We start from the raw sequence: 16,731 nt of genomic DNA, 5'->3' as shown, positions 1-16,731 counted from the left end.
GACGTGCCCGGCGGTCAGGAGGCGCCGTCGGCGCGGAGCCGGAACACGTTCGACTCCGCCGAGTCGCGCAGCGACCCCAGCACCGCGCCGATCTTGTCCGCCGGCATCGGCTTGAAGAAGTGGTAGCCCTGCGCTGAGGTGCAGCCCAGCTCGGCCAGGGCCATCCGCTGCTCGGCGGTCTCCACCCCTTCGGCGACCACGCGCAACCCCAGCTCGTGGGCGAGACCCACCGTCGTGCGGACGATCGCCGCCGCCTCCGGCGAGTCCGCCATCCGGATCACGAACGAGCGGTCCACCTTCAACTCGTCCACGGCGATCCGGGTGAGGAAGGTCAGCGACGAGAAGCCGGTGCCGAAGTCGTCCACAGCGAGTTGCACGCCCATCGACCGGAGGGTGGCCAGCACCTCGTCGATGACCTCCAACTCGCTCATCACCACCGTCTCGGTGATCTCCAGGACGAGCCGGTGCGGTGGCACCTGGTGTCGGCGCAGCGCGTCGGCGATCTCCGCCGGCAACCGGGGGTCCAGCAGGCTGCGTGCCGACAGGTTGACCGAGATCGGGACGTCCAACCCCTCCCGGGCCCAGCCGGCGGCCACACCGAGCGCCTTGTCCAGCACGTAGCGGGTGAAGGTGCCGAGCTGCTCGCTGTTTTCCACCGGCCGGATGAAGTCGGCCGGGTTCAGCCACCCACGCCGCGGGTGCTGCCAGCGGATCAGCGCCTCCACGCCGGTGGGCGCGCCCGTGGTCAGGTCGACCGCCGGCTGCAACGCCAGCACCAGCTGGTCGTCCACAGTCAACGCCTCCCGAAGCTCGGCCAGCAGGGCGAGCTGATCCGTGCTGGCAGCGTCGCGGGTGCCGTCGTACGCCGCGACGTTGCCGCCGCCCTCCTTGGCCTGGTACATCGCGATGTCGGCGCGGCGCAGCAGCTCGGTCAGGTCGGCGGTGCCGGCGTCGGCCACCACCACACCGACGGAGACCTCGATCGACATCCGGACGCCGGCCACCTCGGTCGGCGCGGCCAGCCGTTCGGCGATCTCCCGGGCCTGGCGCATCGCGTGGGCCATCGGGGCGGCCCGGTCGCCGAGCACCGGTACCGCGGTCAGGAGCAGGGCGAACTCGTCACCGCCGAGACGACCGAGCAGGTCGCCGGGGCGAACCAGCGTGTCGAGCCGGTTCGCGGTCAGCCGTAGCAACTGGTCGCCCGCCGCATGACCGAGGGTGTCGTTGACTTCCTTGAACTGATTGATGTCCAGCAGCAACAACGCCACCGGGTGATCGTGCGCGAGCTGCCGCAGCGACTGGTCACCCTTGCCGAGCATCGCCGCCCGGTTGACCAACCCGGTGAGCGGGTCGTGCACCGCCTCGTACGACGATCGGGCGGTCACCAACCGCAGCTCGCGGTGAGTCGCGGCGTCGTGCAGCGCGGCAGCGAGCGCGTCGCCGAACGCGGCCACGGCGTCGCGTTCCCGGGCGGTGGGCGGAGCCGACCGGGGAAACCGCACCCGCAGTCGACCCACCGGGGCGGCGCCGACCGACAGTGCCCGGCTCAACTCGTGCTCGTCCGGCTCCGTCTCCTCCGGTGGGTCCGTCTCGCGGTCGGCCGTTTGACCGCTGGCGTCGCCCCGGTACCGGTGCCACCGGCCGTCGGCCCGGGCCACGTCGACGTCCACCAGTTCGGCGTTGAACAGCGTCAGCGCACCGGTGACCGCAGCGCTTGCCACCCCCCGCTCGTCGAGCTGGTTGAGGGCGGCGGTGGCCTCGGCGAAGGCCCTCCAGGTGCGGCGCTCCAGATCGGAACGCAGCCGGTACCGGTAGGTCTGCTGGAGCAGCCAGAGCAGCGGCGGCAGCAACAGCAACCAGCGCGGGTCGAGCTCCAGCAGAGCGACCACCACGAGGCCGACCGCCACGTTGCCGACGAACATCAGCAGCTTGCCGCGCAACGCGGCGAGCAGCGGCGGCCCGATCGGCAGGCCGTGCCGCAGGCCCAGCGTCACCCCACCCAGCCAGGCGGTCACCAGCAGATAGGTCACCGACCCGGCGACCACAGCCAGCGCCAGCATCGGGGTGGGCGGGGAGAGCAGTGGCCGCCCGAGCGCCGTGGTCACGGAGACTGCCAGCGCTGACGCGGCGGCCAGCGACGCGGCGATCCGGACGATCTCCAGGGCCGGGCGGCGGTCGTTGTGCAGGGAGAGCACCGTCCAGGCCAGCCCGGCGCCGAGCAGCGTGGCGGACGGGAGCCAGCCGGCCGGGGTCAGGTAGAGGCAGACGATCAGCGCCGCCTCACCCCAGGTGATGCTGACCATGCCGGCGGCCGAACGGAACCGGAGCCGGGCCAGCTGGGCGAGGCCGAGGACGGCGACCGCGATGCCGAAGCGGGCCGGACCGCCGAGCGGGTCGTCGGCCGGCAGGCGGGCCGGGAGGGTCAACCCGACCGCGGCGGCCACCACGGCGGTCAGCGTGACGGCGGCGGTGAGCACGAGTAACCGGCCCGGGGTGCCCCGCACCCCGAGCCGGTCGAACGAGTCGTTGGCTGGACCGGAGGTCATCGACCTCCCCCGTCAGCCGACCGACCGAGGTTGCGGCGGGCTGCCGGTGCTGTGCTGGTCATCGGCGCCCCCTCCCGCACACGGCTCGGAGACTTTTGGTCCCCCGGCGGAAGGCTAAGCCAAACCGGGTGGTCGCAACAGGGGGCGACCACCCGGTTCGGCGTGATTCACGGGGCGACTACCCGTTCCGGTGCTGCTGGTGCCCGTTGGGAGCGGGCGTGGATGAATCACGCCCCCCGGTCCCGTCTGTCGGATCGACGACTGCCGCATCGGCCCTGGTCGGGTCGGTCGGCCCCGTCTGCTGCGGGAACTGGTCCGGCAGGCGACGCAACCGAGAGTTCATGTTGCGGATCAGCAGGATGGTCGCGGTGGCCAGCAGCAGGATGAGGAACAGGCCCATCGGGCCGGCCAGACCACCCGTGCGGGTGTCCCCGAAGTTGTTCTCCGCGAGCACCTGGGCAGCGGTCAGCATGGCGTTCCTCCGATGTGCGGTTGGTAACCAGGGTAGACCCGCCCGGAATCAGCGTGCGTGCGCCGTCTCCCGCACCCCGGCGAAGAGATCCGACTCGGGCAGCGGGCTGTCGACCACCGAGCGGGCCAGCTCGTAGTCCTCGGTCGGCCAGGCGCGCTGCTGCAGCTCCATCGGCACGTGGAACCAGAAGCCGTCCGGGTCGACCTGGGTGGCGTGGGCGCGCAGCGCGTCGTCACGAACCGGGAAGTATTCGGCGCACTCGACGCGGGTGGTGATCCGAGGACCCTTGTCGGGCCGATCCTCCCACCGCTTGAGCCACTCCTCGTAGGGCGACTCCAGACCCGCGGCCAGCATGCCCTCGTGCAGGGCCATGATCTTGCCCTTGGAGAACCCGATGTCGTAGTAGAGCTTCAGCGGCTGCCAGGGGGCACCCAGCTCCGGGTAGCGCTCCGGATCACCGGCGGCCTCGAAGGCGGCCACGCTCACCTTGTGGCACATGATGTGGTCGGGGTGCGGGTAGCCGCCCTCTTCGTCGTACGTGGTGACCACGTGCGGACGGAACTCGCGCATCAACCGCACCAGGGGCCCGGCGGCCACCTCGACGTCCTGCAGGGCGAAACAACCCTCGGGCAGCGGCGGCAGCGGGTCACCCTCGGGCAGGCCGGAGTCGACGAAACCGAGCCAGGCCTGGTCGATGCCGAGGATCGCCCGCGCGGCGTCCATCTCGGCACGCCGGATGTCGGCGATGTTGGCCCAGACGTCGGGTCGGTCGAGCTTGGGGTTGAGCACGCTCCCGCGCTCGCCGCCCGTGCACGTCACGACCAGGACATCCACCCCCTGTGCGACATATTTCGCCGTCGTCGCCGCGCCCTTGCTCGACTCGTCGTCCGGGTGCGCGTGCACGGCCATGAGACGCAGTTGCTCTGCCAACTTCGGCGCTCCTCGTCTGTGCCGGACGGTGGACCCGACCGGGCTCGACCGGCTGACCTGCCGGGATCTTCCTCACCGCACCCTTGTCGCCGGTCAGCAGCGCATGCATGACCTGCCATTCCTGCCGCTGGACCGGGTGGGAGGATGGGACTCTGCCATTCTTGCTGATGCCGCCGACAACAACGCCAGGAGATACCCGCCGGTGACCGAGACGCACGCCACAATTTCATCAGGCGCGCCGGTTTTTCCGGCCGGGCGCTACGGCCGTCGCCGGGCACCGGGCGGACGGCGGCGACGCACGCTGCTGGCCGCACTGGTGCTGCTGGCGCTCGTGGGGACGCTGACCGTGATCTCCGTACGGCTATACCGCCAGTACGGCGACCCGGTCTACGACGCCCAGGTGATCACTTATACGGACATCACCGACAACCAGATGCTTGTCGACTTCCGGGTGACGGTGCCGTCGGGTGGATCGGCGGTCTGCCTACTGCGCGCCCGGGACCGCGCGGGTGCCGAGGTGGCCCGGGAACAGGTCACGGTGACCGCCCAGCCGGGCAACCGGCACGTGACGACCCGACACCGCCTCGCCACCACCGCACGGCCGTTCATCGGCGAGGTCCTGCGCTGCCGCCCCCCGTCCTGACCTGCGGGAACAGCCCTTTCGACGGCGGCAGCGACCCATCTACGCGCGGTGTCGGATCCGGGCACCGGCGGTGATGGCCGACACGCTGTGTCGTACCGCACTGGTAACTTGGTAGTTCACCTGTCAGCCAGCCACGCACAACTGAGGAGAACGCCTGTGTCCACTGGCAACGAGGCGCCCGCCACCTGGCTGTCGCAGGACGCGTACGACCGCCTCCAGGCCGAGCTCGACGAGCACATCGCCAACCGCCCGGTGATCGCAGCCGAGATCAACGCTCGGCGCGAGGAGGGCGACCTGAAGGAGAACGGCGGCTACCACGCCGCCCGCGAGGAGCAGGGCAAGGCCGAGGGCCGCATCCGCTACCTCCAGGAGCTGCTGCGCACCGCGAAGGTCGGCACGGCGCCGACGGCTGACGCGGTCTCGCCCGGCATGGTCGTGACGATCTACTTCGACGACGACACCGACGACACCGAGACCTTCCTGCTCGGTTCCCGGGAGATCGCCGCCACGACCGACCTGACCGTCTACAGCCCCGAGTCCGCGCTGGGCAAGGCGATCCTGGGCGGCCGGGCCGGGCAGACCTGCACCTACACGGCGCCCAGCGGCGCCGACATCAAGGTGACAGTGGTCAGCTTCGAGCCGTTCTCCGGCTGACGTCGGCGGCCATACGAGCCGCACCCCAGCACCGCTTCCGAGGCGTGACACCCACCGGGTGTCACGCCTCGGCGGCGAACACCACCTGGTAGCCGCTGGCCCGCAACGCGCTGATCAGCGTGTCCGAGTGCTCCACGCCACGGGTCTCGACCGACAACGCCACCTCCACCTCGCCGAGGCCGAGGTGCGGGTTGGCCCGCTGGTGCTCCACATCCACGACGTTGGCCCGGTGCTCGGCGATCTGGCTGAGCAACGACGCGAGCTGCCCCGGTCGGTCCGAACACCGCACCGTCACCCGCAGGTAGCGACCCGCCGCGGCCAGCCCGTGCTCGATCACCCGCATCATCAGCAACGGGTCGATGTTGCCACCGGAGAGCACCGCGACCACCGGCGTCTCCACCTCGACGACGCCCGCCAGCAGCGCGGCGACACCGACCGCCCCGGCCGGCTCGACAACCTGCTTGCCGCGTTCCAGCAGCATCAACAGGGCACGGGAGATGTCCTCCTCGGACACCGTGACCACCTCGTCGACCAGTTTGCGCACGTGGTTGAAGGTGATCTCCCCCGGCCGGCCGACAGCGATGCCGTCGGCGATGGTGGAGAACGTGGGCAGCCGGACCGGCTCGCCGGCCACCAGTGAGGGCGGGAACGCCGCCGCACCGGCCGCCTGGACGCCGATGATCCGTACCTCCGGCCGCAGCGCCTTCGCGGCCACCGCCATGCCCGAGATCAGACCGCCGCCACCGACTCCGGTGATGATCGTCTTCACGTCCGGGCACTGTTCGAGGATCTCCAGCGCGACAGTCCCCTGGCCGGCGATCACGTCCCGATGGTCGAAGGGGTGGATCAGCACCGCGCCGGTGCGCTCGGCGTACGTGTGGGCGGCGACCAACGACTCGTCGACGGTGTTGCCGGCCAACTCGACCTGCGCGCCGTACCCCTTGGTGGCCGCCACCTTCGGCAGCGGCGCGTTGACCGGCATGAAGACGGTGGCGTGCGTGCCGACCAGGCCGGCGGCGAGGGCCACGCCCTGCGCGTGGTTGCCCGCGCTCGCCGCGACCACGCCGCGCTCCCGCTCCGCCGCCGACAAGCGGGAGATCCGCACGTACGCGCCCCGCACCTTGTACGAGCCGGCACGCTGCACGTTCTCGCACTTGAGCCAGGTCGGCCCGCCCAGCGCCGCGCTCAGCGGACGCGAGGGCTCCAGCGGGGTGGTCCGGGTGACGCCAGCGAGCAACTCCCGTGCGGCCCGCACGTCGTCGAGACCGACCAGTTCCGTCATGCCCCCGATCGTGCCACCCGCCCCCGGAGCCCTCGGCGGCGACACCGGCTCGATCACCGCGACATCGCCGACACGGCGGTATCCCTCCCACCTCGATACCGCCACATCGGCGATCCCGAGTCGATCGCCAGTCGGGGGCGGCCGATCATGCGACGGCCGGCGACCCCGTTCCGATCCGGGGGTAGCCGGGGGCGTGGCGCGCCCAGGGGGCGGCCATCTCGAACTGGCCGGCCACACCGAGCAGCAGCAACTCCGAGCCGGGCGGACCGACCAGTTGCACCGCGACCGGCAGACCATCCGGGCGCCGACCCACCGGTACCACCACCGCCGGAAGGCCGGCGACGTTCCACGGTGCGGCGTACGGGGCGTACCGGATGTTGGCCGTCATGTTCGCCCGCCACGACCGCTCGGACCAGCGCGCGGCCTCCGGCGGCGCGGTGGCCAACGCCGGGGTGAGCAGCAGGTCGACGGAGTGGTCGCCGAAGAAGTCGATCGACCGTTGCCGCCACGCCGCCCGGTCGGCCTCCCGCACGTAACCGCGGCGCTGCGCCCACTCGCCCAGCGCGACGTGCCGCCGGGTACGCCGTTGCAGACCACGCCGGTCCAGCCCGGACGCCCGGACGTCGGTGGCGGCCGCGGCGAACCACGTGGCGATGCCCTGCAGGCCGAGCGCGGTGGGGTAGACCGGATCGGCCGGCACCGTGTCGTGCCCGGCGGCGGCGAGGAGCCGGCCGGCGGCGGCCACCGCGTCGCGGTTGGGTTCGTCAGGTGTGACACCCCGCACCGGGGACCGCAACGAGACGCCCACCCGCAGCCGCTGCGGCGGGACCAGCTTCTCGGGACGTCGACCGGCGAGCACCGAGAAGCCGACCGCCGCGTCGGCGACCGTGCTGGTCAGCATGCCGTGTTCGGTGAGGCCGAACCAGTCGTCCGCACCGAGCTGGCAGGGCACCACACCACGACCCGGCTTGAGCCCGACCAGGCCGCAGCAGGCCGCGGGGATCCGGATCGAGCCGAGACCGTCGTTGCCGTGCGCGATCGGCACCAGCCCCGCGGCCACCGCGGCGGCTGCGCCGCCGGAGGAGCCACCGGGGGTACGCGTGCTGTCCCACGGATTGCGGGTCACCGCGCTGTCGTCGTCGGTGAGCGCCCACAGCCCCAGCTCCGGCATCCGGGTCACACCCAGGATCACCGCGCCCGCGCCGCGCAGCCGACGCACCACCTCGTGGTCGGCCTCCGCGACGTCGGTGCGGGCGGCCGTCGACCCGTTCCAGGTGGGCAGGCCGGCGACCGGGGTGTTCTCCTTCACCGCCACCGGAACCCCCGCCAGCGGCAGGTTGGCGAGGTCCTCCTGCTCGTCGACCTTCTCCGCCTCGGTGATCGCCTCGCCGCCGCGAACGGCCCGGAACGCGGCCAGCTCACGGTCGGCTCGGGAGATGTACTCGAGGTGGTCGGCGACGACCTGGGTGGCCGAGACGTCACCCCGGCGTACGCCCCGGGCGATCTGCTTGGCGGTCGCCCCGACCCAGGTCGCCATGATGTCCTGCACGGCCATCCTCCCCAGCGGTCAGCCCAGTGCCTGCTCCAGATCGGCGAGCAGGTCGTCGACCGTCTCGATGCCGACAGACAGTCGCACGAGATCGCCGGGAACTTCAAGCGGCGAGCCGGCAGCACTTGCGTGTGTCATCCGGCCGGGGTGCTCGATCAGGGATTCCACGCCGCCCAGCGACTCGGCGAGCACGAAGAGCTTGGTGCGGTTGCAGATCTCGACGGCGTGGTCCTCACCGCCGGAGGCGCGGAACGAGATCATGCCGCCGAACCGGCGCATCTGCTTCGCAGCCACCTCGTGCCCGGGGTGCGAGGGCAGCCCGGGGTAGATCACCTGGGCCACCTTGGCGTGCCCGTCGAGGTACGCGGCGAGCCGCTCGGCGTTGTCGCAGTGCCGGTCCATGCGTACCCCGAGGGTCTTGATGCCGCGCAGCGTGAGCCAGGCGTCGAACGGGCCGTTGATCGCGCCCATCGCGTTCTGGTGGTAGCGCAGTTCCTCGCCGAGTCCGGCGTCGGCGACGACGAGCGCGCCACCGACCACGTCGGAGTGCCCGCCGATGTACTTGGTGGTGGAGTGCACCACGACGTCCGCGCCGTGCGCGATCGGCTGTTGCAGGTACGGCGAGGCGAAGGTGTTGTCCACGACGAGCAGCGCGCCCGCGTCGTGTGCCACGGCGGCCAGGGCGGCGATGTCGGCGATGCCGAGCAGCGGGTTGGTCGGCGTCTCCAGCCAGACGATCTTCGTGCGGCCGGGCTGGACGGCGGCCCGGATCGCGTCCGGGTCGGAGACCTTGGCCGGGGTGAACTCCAGGCCCCAGCGCTGGGCGACACGGGCGAAGAGCCGGTAGGTGCCGCCGTACGCGTCGTCGGGGATCACCACGTGGTCGCCCGGCTGGCACACGGCCCGCAGCAGAGTGTCCTCCGCGGCCAGGCCACTGGCGAAGGCCAGCCCCACCGGCCCACCCTCCAGCGCCGCCAGGCACTCCTGGAGCGCGTCGCGGGTCGGGTTGCCCGAGCGGCTGTACTCGTAGCCGAGCCGGGGCGCACCGACGGCGTCCTGCGCGTACGTGCTGGTCTGGTAGATCGGTGGGATCACCGCGCCGGTGCGGGCCTCAGGGTCCTGGCCGGCGTGGATGGCGAGCGTCTCGAAGCCGTGGTTCATGGTGTGAGGCTAGTGCCCCGTCCCGAGGGCTGGAACGGAACCCGCGCTCCCGGGCAGGAGCCGGACCGTCTGGCCCGGCCCCACACCCGGAGAGGTGGTCAGGCGGCCGGGACGGGCAGGACGTGCAGGGTCGCCGGACGGGCTCCGGTCCAGTCCGAGGTGACCGCGTAGACCCGGGCCCCGTTCGGGGACCAGGCCAGCCCTCCGGCGCTGAGCTCGGCACCCAACTCGTAGCGGGCCAGTTCGGTGCCGTCGGCGCTGAACAGGAAGACGTCCGGGTCGTACGCGGCATCGGCGCCGGCGGCGATCTGGGTGCCGGTACGCGACACCTCGACGGCACGCGGGTAGGGCCCGGTGGCGTACGTCGCGGTGGGGCTGGTGATGTCGGCGAACGGGAACGCCTGCACCAGCGGCGGGGACCCGGCAGCCGTGTAGAGGGTGGCACCGGTCGGGTCCAGGGCGATGTCACGCAGGTTGCTGCCGACGGCCGAGAACTGGTTGGTCCGCAGCAGGGTCAGTGCTCCCGCGGTGCCGATGCCGTAGGCGTAGACCGACGCCGGACTCAGCGACGCCTGCCCGGCGAGCAGCACCGACCGGTTCTGACTGGCGGCCGCCAGCAGTGGCGCGTTGTAGAAGTCCTCGCTGGCGACCCCGGTGCTGAGCCGGGCTGGTTGACGTCCCAGGTCGATCCGGCCGATGTTGCCACCCCACTGGTCGCATCCGTAGCCGAACCACAGGTAGCGCCCGGTGAGCGCCAGCGACGACGGGCACTCGCCCGCGCCGGTGTCGTAGCGGGCCGACTCGACGAGTGAACCGGTGTCGAAGGCGGCGATGGCGTTGGCTGTCGGCAGCGCCACGTAGAGGGTCCGCCGGTCGGCGCTGAGCAGCAGGTCGGTGGGGCCGGGCAGGTCGGACAGGGTGCCGACGACCGCGCCGGCCGCGCTGGTCACGACGACGTCGGTGGCGGAGCGGCCGCCGCTGACGAAGACCCGGTCACCGGCCGACACCACGTCGGCCACCGTGCTCAGCGGCAGCGGGGTCGCTGTCGGCGCGGCGGCGGCCAGGGCCTGGCCCGGGACCCCGCCGGTGAGCAGACCGGCGGTCAACGCCGCCACGGCCAGGCTGATGCTTCTTCTGAGGTGCACGGTTCGTCCTTTCGGAGCTTCGCCACAGCACGCCACCCCCGTGCTGATCGATTCATGTAGATGGATACCACAGTCGGGCCGCGCGCAGGGGGCGGCGTATCCCGCGAGGTCGCGGCATAGCCTGTGCCGATGAGCGGTTGCGTGTTCTGCGGGATCGTGGCGGGTGAGGTGCCGGCGTTCCGGGTGGCCGACACCCCGGACGGGGTGGCGTTCCTGGACACCCGGCCGGTGTTCAAGGGGCACGTGCTGGTGGTCCCCCGGGTGCACCTGGTGGCCCTGACGGATCTGCCGTCCGACCTGCTGCCGGGCTACTTCGCGCTGGTCCAACGCCTGGCGGTGGCCGTGGAGTCCGGTCTGGGGTCTGGCGGGACGTTCGTGGCGATGAACAACAAGGTGTCCCAGTCCGTCCCGCACCTGCACACCCACGTGGTGCCACGGACCAAGGGCGACGGGCTGCGCGGGTTCTTCTGGCCGCGTACCCGCTACGAGGACGACACCGAGGCCCAGACCTACGCGGACCGGGTCGCCGCCGCGCTCTGAGGCGCGGCCTGACTCACACTCGCGCGGGTAAGGAAGGTGGACCCACCGGTGTTGCACGCTGCGAGAGGTACGAGAGGAGATCCCCACGTGTTTTTGCGCCGTATGAACGCCGAGATGGTTTCGCCCGACCAGGCCCTGCCGGGCCGTCCGATCGCCATGCCGGTCGCTGACCGGCACGAGGTGCTGGGCACCCCGTTGAAGGGCCCGTTTCCGGAGGGCCTCCAGGTAGCGGTCTTCGGTATGGGCTGTTTCTGGGGCGCCGAGCGGCTGTTCTGGACGCTGCCCGGTGTCTACACGACCTCCGCCGGCTACGCGGGTGGCATCACCAAAAACCCGACGTACGAGGAGACGTGTTCCGGCCGCACCGGGCACGCCGAGGTCGTCCAGGTGGTGTACGACCCCAGCAAGATCAATTATGAGGACCTGCTGAAGGTCTTCTGGGAGAACCACGACCCGACCCAGGGCATGCGCCAGGGCAACGACGTGGGCACCCAGTACCGGTCGGCGATCTACACGACCACCGACGAGCAGCGGACCATCGCCGAGTCGTCCCGGGACGCGTTCCAGCCGATCGTGGCGCGGGCCGGCAAGGGTGAGATCACCACCGAGATCGCCCCGCTCGGCAGCTACTACTTCGCCGAGGACTACCACCAGCAGTACCTCGCCCCGACCAAGAACCCGAACGGGTACTGCAACCACGGCCCGAACGGGCTGAGCTGCCCGGTCGGCGTGGCCCGTGTCGCTGGCTGAGTCGAGGCGTTAGCCTGATTCGGACGCATGGGAGGGCACGATGAGCAGCGACAGCGCTAGCCGTCCGCACGGTTACGCCAAGCCGGTCGTCGTGCCCGAAACCCTTGATCAGCTTCGCGGGCCAACGTCCGGGGTAATAGACCTACCACGCCACTTGAAGTGGTCCGGCAACCCCCGCTACGACCTTACGCAGCCCGGACGTATCGGCGACCTGTACCGGACGGTCCTCAACGAGGCCGCGACTGCGGCCGACCTCTACGCCTACGTCAGCCGCGACTCTTTGATCCAGCTCTGGCCGTCGATGTGGTTACCCCAGGCCGTGCGCCGAGCCTGGGAAGAACGCTTCCCCGAACTTCGCAGCGCCCATCGCCGCGCCGCCTGAACGATGCTGCCGAGCCACATCAACATCACCAGAGTCGCTCTCGCGGCGGCCGGCCGATTTGGCTTCGCCCTGGCCGGCGGCTACGCGGTGAGCGCGCACGGCATGGGCAGTCGGCTCAGCGGCGATGTGGATCTCTTCACGGCCTGGGACCTACGCGCATCGTTCCCAGAAGCGGTCGACAACGTCATCAAGGCTCTGGAAGAGCACCCACCAATACACGGTCACCTCCCTGATTAGGAACGACACGTTCGCCCGCCTGCTCGTCGGGGACCGCAGTGATCCAGACGGGGAGCCGGACAAGCTAGAGATGTCGGCGGACTGGCGAGCGCACGCCCCCGTTATGTCCGCCGTCGGCCCTGTCCTTCATCCCGACGACGCCGTTGCCAACAAGATGTGTGCGCTCTTCGGCCGTGCCGAAGCCCGGGACTTCCTCGACGTGGACGCCGCCCTCCTGAGCGGCCGATACACGAGGCAACGCCTGCTCGAACTGGCCGCGGCCGCGGATCCCGGCTTCGAGCCGCGGGCCTTCGCGGACGCACTGGGCGCGTTGACCCAGATCACGGACGCGGACTTCGACTGCTACGGGATACCAGCCGCAGAGTTACCCGCTGTCCGCGAGCGTTTCGCGCACTGGCGACGCGAGCTCATCGACACTCCATAGACACAGTGGCTGAGACCGCGTCCACCTGCGCACGCGTGATGCCCGACCGCCCAGGAGGTGGCCGGTCATTCCCGTTCGGCCCTGTGATCGAAATCCGTTGCCGAGGGCGGCGAGAACTCGATAGCGTGGCCGTACACGTGAAAGGAGGTGGTCCAGACTTGTATAGCAATCGGACTCGTGAGGTGGCTGTCAGCTAGCCGCTGTCCTCGACAGTGATCGGCCTGCCGCGAGGCAGGCAAAAGCACCATCGTCGAGACCGTGTGGCAGCGGTGCGGCGAATCCACGACAGCCACCCGACCCCCGGGGTGCCGGCCAAGTCCAGCCGGCCCGCGCGCGAGCGCGGAGCGCCCCGGGGGTCGCTCCATCTCCGGAGGCCCGCCGATGTCGATGCGCGAACTGGTGGTGCTGGGGACTGCCAGCCAGGCACCGACGCGGCAACGCAACCACAACGGGTACGTGCTGCGCTGGGACGACGAGGTGATCCTCTTCGACCCGGGTGAGGGCAGCCAGCGGCAACTCCTGCACACCACGGTCACCGCCAGCGACCTCACCCGCATCTGCGTCACCCACTTCCACGGCGACCACTGCCTCGGCCTGCCCGGCACCATCCAGCGACTCTCCCTGGACCGGGTGCCGCATCCGGTCGCTGTGCACTTTCCCGCCGGGGGCGCCGAATACTTCGCCCGGCTGCGGCACGCGACCTCCTTCTACGAGACCGCCGAACTGCGGGTCGAACCCATCGAGGCGGACGGGCAACGGATCACCCTGTCGTGCGGCACGCTGGAGGCACGCCGGCTGCGGCACCCCATCGAGACGTACGGCTACCAGCTGGTCGAGCCGGACGGCCACCGGATGCTGCCGGAGAAACTGGCCGCGTACGGCATCGCCGGGCCGGCCGTCGGCGAGCTGATCCGCGTTGGCCACCTCGACCTCGACGGGCGTCGCGTCACCCGCGACGAGGTCAGCGAGCCCCGGCACGGGCAGCGCTTCGCGTTCGTGATGGACACCGGCCTCTGCGACGGGGTGTACGCGCTCGCCGAGCACGCCGACCTGCTGGTCATCGAGTCGACCTTCCTGGAGTCGGAGGCCGCGCTCGCCGCCGAGGTCGGCCACCTCACCGCGGCGCAGGCCGCCCGGGTGGCGACCGAGTCCGGGGTACGCCGGCTGGTGCTCACCCACTTCTCCCAGCGCTACCCCGACCCGCGCCGGTTCCACGACGAGGCACGCGAGCACTTCGACGGTGACCTGATCATCGCGGAGGATCTGACCACGGTGCAGCTCCCACCCCGCCGGGTAGCCTCGTCCGGGTGACCGTCACGCTCCGCTCCGCGACCGGCGACGACCTGATGGCGGTGGGTGCCCTGCACCAGCGCTCCCGGGTCGCCGCGTACTCCGCCTTCCTCCCGGTCGAAGCCCTGGCCGACCCGACACCGGAGGCGATGGGGCGGTACTGGGTCGAGCGGTGGCGCTGGGAACAGGCCACCCACCGGATGACAGTGGCCGAGCGGGCCGGAGTGCTGGTCGGGTTCAGCCACCTGGGCCCGGACGACGAGGACGACCCCGCCACCGGGCTGCTCAACGCGATTCACCTCGACCCGCGCGAGCAGGGCCGGGGCGTCGGTCGTGCGCTGATGGTGGATGTCCTGGACGCCATGCGTGCCAGGGGTTGGCGTCGCGCGGTGCTCTGGGTGCTCCGGGACAACGCCCACGCCCGCTCCTTCTACGAGCGCGGCGGCTGGACGTCGACGGGCATCGAACGCGAGGAGCACATCGGCACCGCCCTCACCCCACAGGTCCGCTATACCCGCCCCCTCTAACCCAACCCCACCCCACCCTGCGCACCCCACCCTGCGCACCCCGCCCCGCCCGCGCCGACCTGCCTGGTCGATCATGGACTTATGGTGGGCGCTTTGGTGACTTATGCCCCCTTTGGGCACCACCACAAGTCCATGATCGACGCGCAGCCGGGGCGAGGGCGGGGGTGAGTGCGGGGTCAGCGCGGGGGTGGGTGGTGGTGCGTATGCGTAAGCAGAGCAAAGGGCGCGACAGTCACCCGGTGCCCCGCCCGCAGGCGGGGCACCGGGCGGGAGTCAGTGGGCGCCTAGGTGGGCCAGAAGGTCCTGGCGGGTCAGGACGCCCTTGGGCTTGCCGTCGACCAGCACCAGCGCGGCGTCGGACTTCTCCAACAGCCCGACCGCCTCGCTCACCGGCTGGCCGCCGCCGATCATCGGCAGCGGGTCGCCCATGTGCCGCTCGATCGTGTCGTGCAGGTGGGCCTGGCCGGTGAAGAGCGCGTCGAGCAGGTCCCGCTCGGCGATCGAACCGGCCACCTCGCCGGTCACCACCGGTGGCTCGGCCTTCAGCACCGGCAGCTGCGAGACGCCGTACTCGCGCATGTAGTCGATCGCGTCGCGAACCGTCTCGGTCGGGTGCACGTGCACCAGCTCGGGCAGCCCGCCCGGCTTGCTGGCCAGAGCGTCGGCCACCGTCGGCTCCGCGCCGGAGTTGTCGAGGAAGCCGTACCGGGCCATCCACGAGTCGTTGAAGATCTTCGACAGGTAACCCCGGCCGCCGTCCGGCAGCAGCACCACCACGACGTCGTCCGGACCGGCCTTGCGGGCGACCTCCAGCGCGGCGACCACCGCCATCCCACAGGAGCCGCCGACCAGCAGGCCTTCCTCGCGGGCCAACCGCCGGGTCATCTCGAAGGACGCCTTGTCGGAGACCTCGACGATCTCGTCCGCGACACCCCGGTCGTACGTCTCCGGCCAGAAGTCCTCGCCGACGCCCTCCACCAGGTACGGACGGCCGGTGCCGCCGGAGTAGACCGAACCCTCCGGGTCCGCCCCGACGACCCGGACCCGACCCTCGGACGCCTCCTTGAGGTACCGCCCGATGCCGGAGATCGTGCCGCCGGTGCCGACGCCCGCCACGAAGTGGGTGAGCCCACCCTCGGTCTGCTTCCACAGCTCCGGGCCGGTGGTCTCGTAGTGCGAGCGCGGGTTGGCCGGGTTGCTGTACTGGTTGGGCTTCCAGGCGCCGGGGATCTCCCGGGTCAGCCGGTCGGACACGTTGTAGTACGAGCGCGGGTCCTCCGGCGCGACCGCGGTCGGGCAGACCACCACCTCGGCGCCGTACGCCCGGAGCACGTCCTGCTTGTCCTGGCTGACCTTGTCCGGGCAGACGAAGACGCACTTGTAGCCCTTGAGCTGGGCCACCAGGGCCAGCCCGACACCGGTGTTGCCGCTGGTCGGCTCGACGATGGTGCCGCCGGGCTTGAGCAGGCCGGCGGCCTCGGCGTCCTCCACCATCCGCAGCGCGATCCGGTCCTTCACCGAGCCGCCCGGGTTGACGTACTCCACCTTGGCGAGCACGGTGGCCTGGATGCCCTCGGTGACGTTACGCAGACGTACCAGCGGGGTGTTGCCGATCATGTCGACGACGTTGTCGTAGTACTGCACGGTGTGCCCTTCGTTGCGGCGCCGGCAACGGCGGCCGGGCAGACGTTTACTCGCGCCCAGCGTACGTGCCGTCAGGGCGCCAGCCCCCCGGGGATGACCGAGCTGCGGCGGCCTTCCCACTCCAGGAAGCGATCGGTCTCGGCGAGCACGCTGCCGGCCAACCAGGTGATCATGACCGCGTCGTCGGCGAGCCCGAAGATGGCCAGCGGGATCTCCGGGAGCAGGTCGATCGGCGAGACGATGTACGCCGTGGCCGCTGTCATCAGGGCCAGCCGGAGGCCGCCGTCGTACTCTCCCTTGGTGGTGGCCCGGATCATCCGGGGCAGTGCGGCCAGGCGGGTGCCCAACGACGGCCCACCCCGGGCCCCGGACGCCAGTGCCCGCGCCAGTGCCGCGAACGCCGCGCTGCGCTTCAGTGTCTTCCCCATCGTCGTGCTCCTCTCCGCCGGATCAGCGTGGCGGGTCCGCGCAAGTCGGCCGGCCTCTCCTGGACAGATACCCCGTCGCGTCGGTTTCCAGGCACCCGGGTGCCGTCACGACGACAGCGGCGTGTCG

The 16,731-nt window shown here is 71.2% G+C and carries 16 protein-coding genes and 1 pseudogene; 8 read left to right on the top strand and 9 right to left on the bottom strand.

The genetic code is table 11. The annotated features are described in order from the left end of the window. Positions 1-14 precede the first annotated feature (14 nt). The 3 genes from FHU34_RS32215 to mca all read right to left on the bottom strand — a co-directional run bounded on the left by FHU34_RS32215 (position 15) and on the right by mca (position 3,948). Positions 15-2,546 carry a putative bifunctional diguanylate cyclase/phosphodiesterase gene (locus FHU34_RS32215; RefSeq protein WP_145786372.1) on the bottom strand — a complete coding sequence of 844 codons (2,532 nt, stop codon included), beginning with the start codon at positions 2,544-2,546 and terminating at the stop codon, positions 15-17. Positions 2,547-2,724: 178 nt separating this feature from the next. Then, positions 2,725-3,018: a hypothetical protein gene (locus FHU34_RS32210; protein ID WP_145786371.1), complete on the bottom strand. Its 294-nt coding sequence runs from the start codon at positions 3,016-3,018 to the stop codon at positions 2,725-2,727. A gap of 48 nt (positions 3,019-3,066) precedes the next feature. Beyond that, positions 3,067-3,948 carry a mycothiol conjugate amidase Mca gene (gene mca / locus FHU34_RS32205; RefSeq protein ID WP_145786370.1) on the bottom strand — a complete coding sequence of 294 codons (882 nt, stop codon included), beginning with the start codon at positions 3,946-3,948 and terminating at the stop codon, positions 3,067-3,069. Positions 3,949-4,150: 202 nt separating this feature from the next. On the opposite strand from mca, the gene FHU34_RS32200 reads away from it, so the two are divergent. Together FHU34_RS32200 and greA are read left to right on the top strand one after the other, a co-directional pair. Continuing rightward, positions 4,151-4,591 (top strand): DUF4307 domain-containing protein, encoded by a 441-nt coding sequence (locus FHU34_RS32200; protein WP_145786369.1) that lies wholly within the window; start codon positions 4,151-4,153, stop codon positions 4,589-4,591. 156 nt (positions 4,592-4,747) lie between these two features. Further along, the gene (greA, locus tag FHU34_RS32195) at positions 4,748-5,245 is read left to right on the top strand and encodes a transcription elongation factor GreA (protein WP_145786368.1); all 498 of its coding nucleotides are present in this window, start codon (positions 4,748-4,750) and stop codon (positions 5,243-5,245) included. Positions 5,246-5,306: 61 nt separating this feature from the next. On the opposite strand, the gene ilvA is transcribed toward greA, so the two are convergent. From ilvA to FHU34_RS32175, 4 genes are all read right to left on the bottom strand, one after another. After that, positions 5,307-6,527 (bottom strand): threonine ammonia-lyase, encoded by a 1,221-nt coding sequence (ilvA, locus tag FHU34_RS32190; RefSeq protein ID WP_145786367.1) that lies wholly within the window; start codon positions 6,525-6,527, stop codon positions 5,307-5,309. 145 nt (positions 6,528-6,672) lie between these two features. Next, positions 6,673-8,082 carry an amidase gene (locus tag FHU34_RS32185; protein WP_145786366.1) on the bottom strand — a complete coding sequence of 470 codons (1,410 nt, stop codon included), beginning with the start codon at positions 8,080-8,082 and terminating at the stop codon, positions 6,673-6,675. A 12-nt stretch (positions 8,083-8,094) separates the two neighbouring features. Beyond that, positions 8,095-9,237, bottom strand: coding sequence for a cystathionine gamma-synthase (locus FHU34_RS32180; protein WP_145786365.1), 1,143 nt, complete (start codon positions 9,235-9,237; stop codon positions 8,095-8,097). A 98-nt stretch (positions 9,238-9,335) separates the two neighbouring features. Then, on the bottom strand, positions 9,336-10,382 hold the full coding sequence (locus FHU34_RS32175) for a hypothetical protein (protein ID WP_145786364.1): 1,047 nt from the start codon (positions 10,380-10,382) through the stop codon (positions 9,336-9,338). Positions 10,383-10,511: 129 nt separating this feature from the next. On the opposite strand from FHU34_RS32175, the gene FHU34_RS32170 reads away from it, so the two are divergent. The 6 genes and pseudogenes from FHU34_RS32170 to FHU34_RS32145 all read left to right on the top strand — a co-directional run bounded on the left by FHU34_RS32170 (position 10,512) and on the right by FHU34_RS32145 (position 14,532). Continuing rightward, positions 10,512-10,922 carry an HIT family protein gene (locus tag FHU34_RS32170; RefSeq protein WP_145786363.1) on the top strand — a complete coding sequence of 137 codons (411 nt, stop codon included), beginning with the start codon at positions 10,512-10,514 and terminating at the stop codon, positions 10,920-10,922. Positions 10,923-11,009: 87 nt separating this feature from the next. Beyond that, entirely contained in the window at positions 11,010-11,672 is a 663-nt protein-coding gene (gene msrA, locus FHU34_RS32165; protein WP_145786362.1) for a peptide-methionine (S)-S-oxide reductase MsrA, read from the top strand. A 40-nt stretch (positions 11,673-11,712) separates the two neighbouring features. Next, entirely contained in the window at positions 11,713-12,054 is a 342-nt protein-coding gene (locus tag FHU34_RS32160) for a hypothetical protein (protein WP_145786361.1), read from the top strand. 3 nt (positions 12,055-12,057) lie between these two features. Further along, a pseudogene (locus tag FHU34_RS33475) lies at positions 12,058-12,715 on the top strand (nucleotidyl transferase AbiEii/AbiGii toxin family protein). 381 nt (positions 12,716-13,096) lie between these two features. Beyond that, positions 13,097-14,026: a ribonuclease Z gene (locus FHU34_RS32150; protein WP_145786360.1), complete on the top strand. Its 930-nt coding sequence runs from the start codon at positions 13,097-13,099 to the stop codon at positions 14,024-14,026. Further along, complete coding sequence (locus FHU34_RS32145; RefSeq protein WP_145786359.1) at positions 14,023-14,532, top strand: GNAT family N-acetyltransferase; 510 nt, start codon at positions 14,023-14,025, stop codon at positions 14,530-14,532. Before FHU34_RS32150 ends, FHU34_RS32145 begins: the two co-directional genes overlap by 4 nt. A gap of 273 nt (positions 14,533-14,805) precedes the next feature. Here the strand turns inward: FHU34_RS32145 and FHU34_RS32140 are convergent, their stop codons facing one another. After that, complete coding sequence (locus FHU34_RS32140) at positions 14,806-16,176, bottom strand: cystathionine beta-synthase (protein WP_145786358.1); 1,371 nt, start codon at positions 16,174-16,176, stop codon at positions 14,806-14,808. Between the two features lie 71 nt (positions 16,177-16,247). Continuing rightward, positions 16,248-16,604, bottom strand: coding sequence for a YkvA family protein (locus FHU34_RS32135; protein ID WP_145786357.1), 357 nt, complete (start codon positions 16,602-16,604; stop codon positions 16,248-16,250). Between the last annotated feature and the right edge of the window lie 127 nt (positions 16,605-16,731).

It is taken from the genome of Micromonospora taraxaci (assembly GCF_007830095.1).
GTDB lineage: Bacteria > Actinomycetota > Actinomycetes > Mycobacteriales > Micromonosporaceae > Micromonospora > Micromonospora taraxaci.
This window is presented reverse-complemented; position numbering and strand designations above follow the sequence as displayed.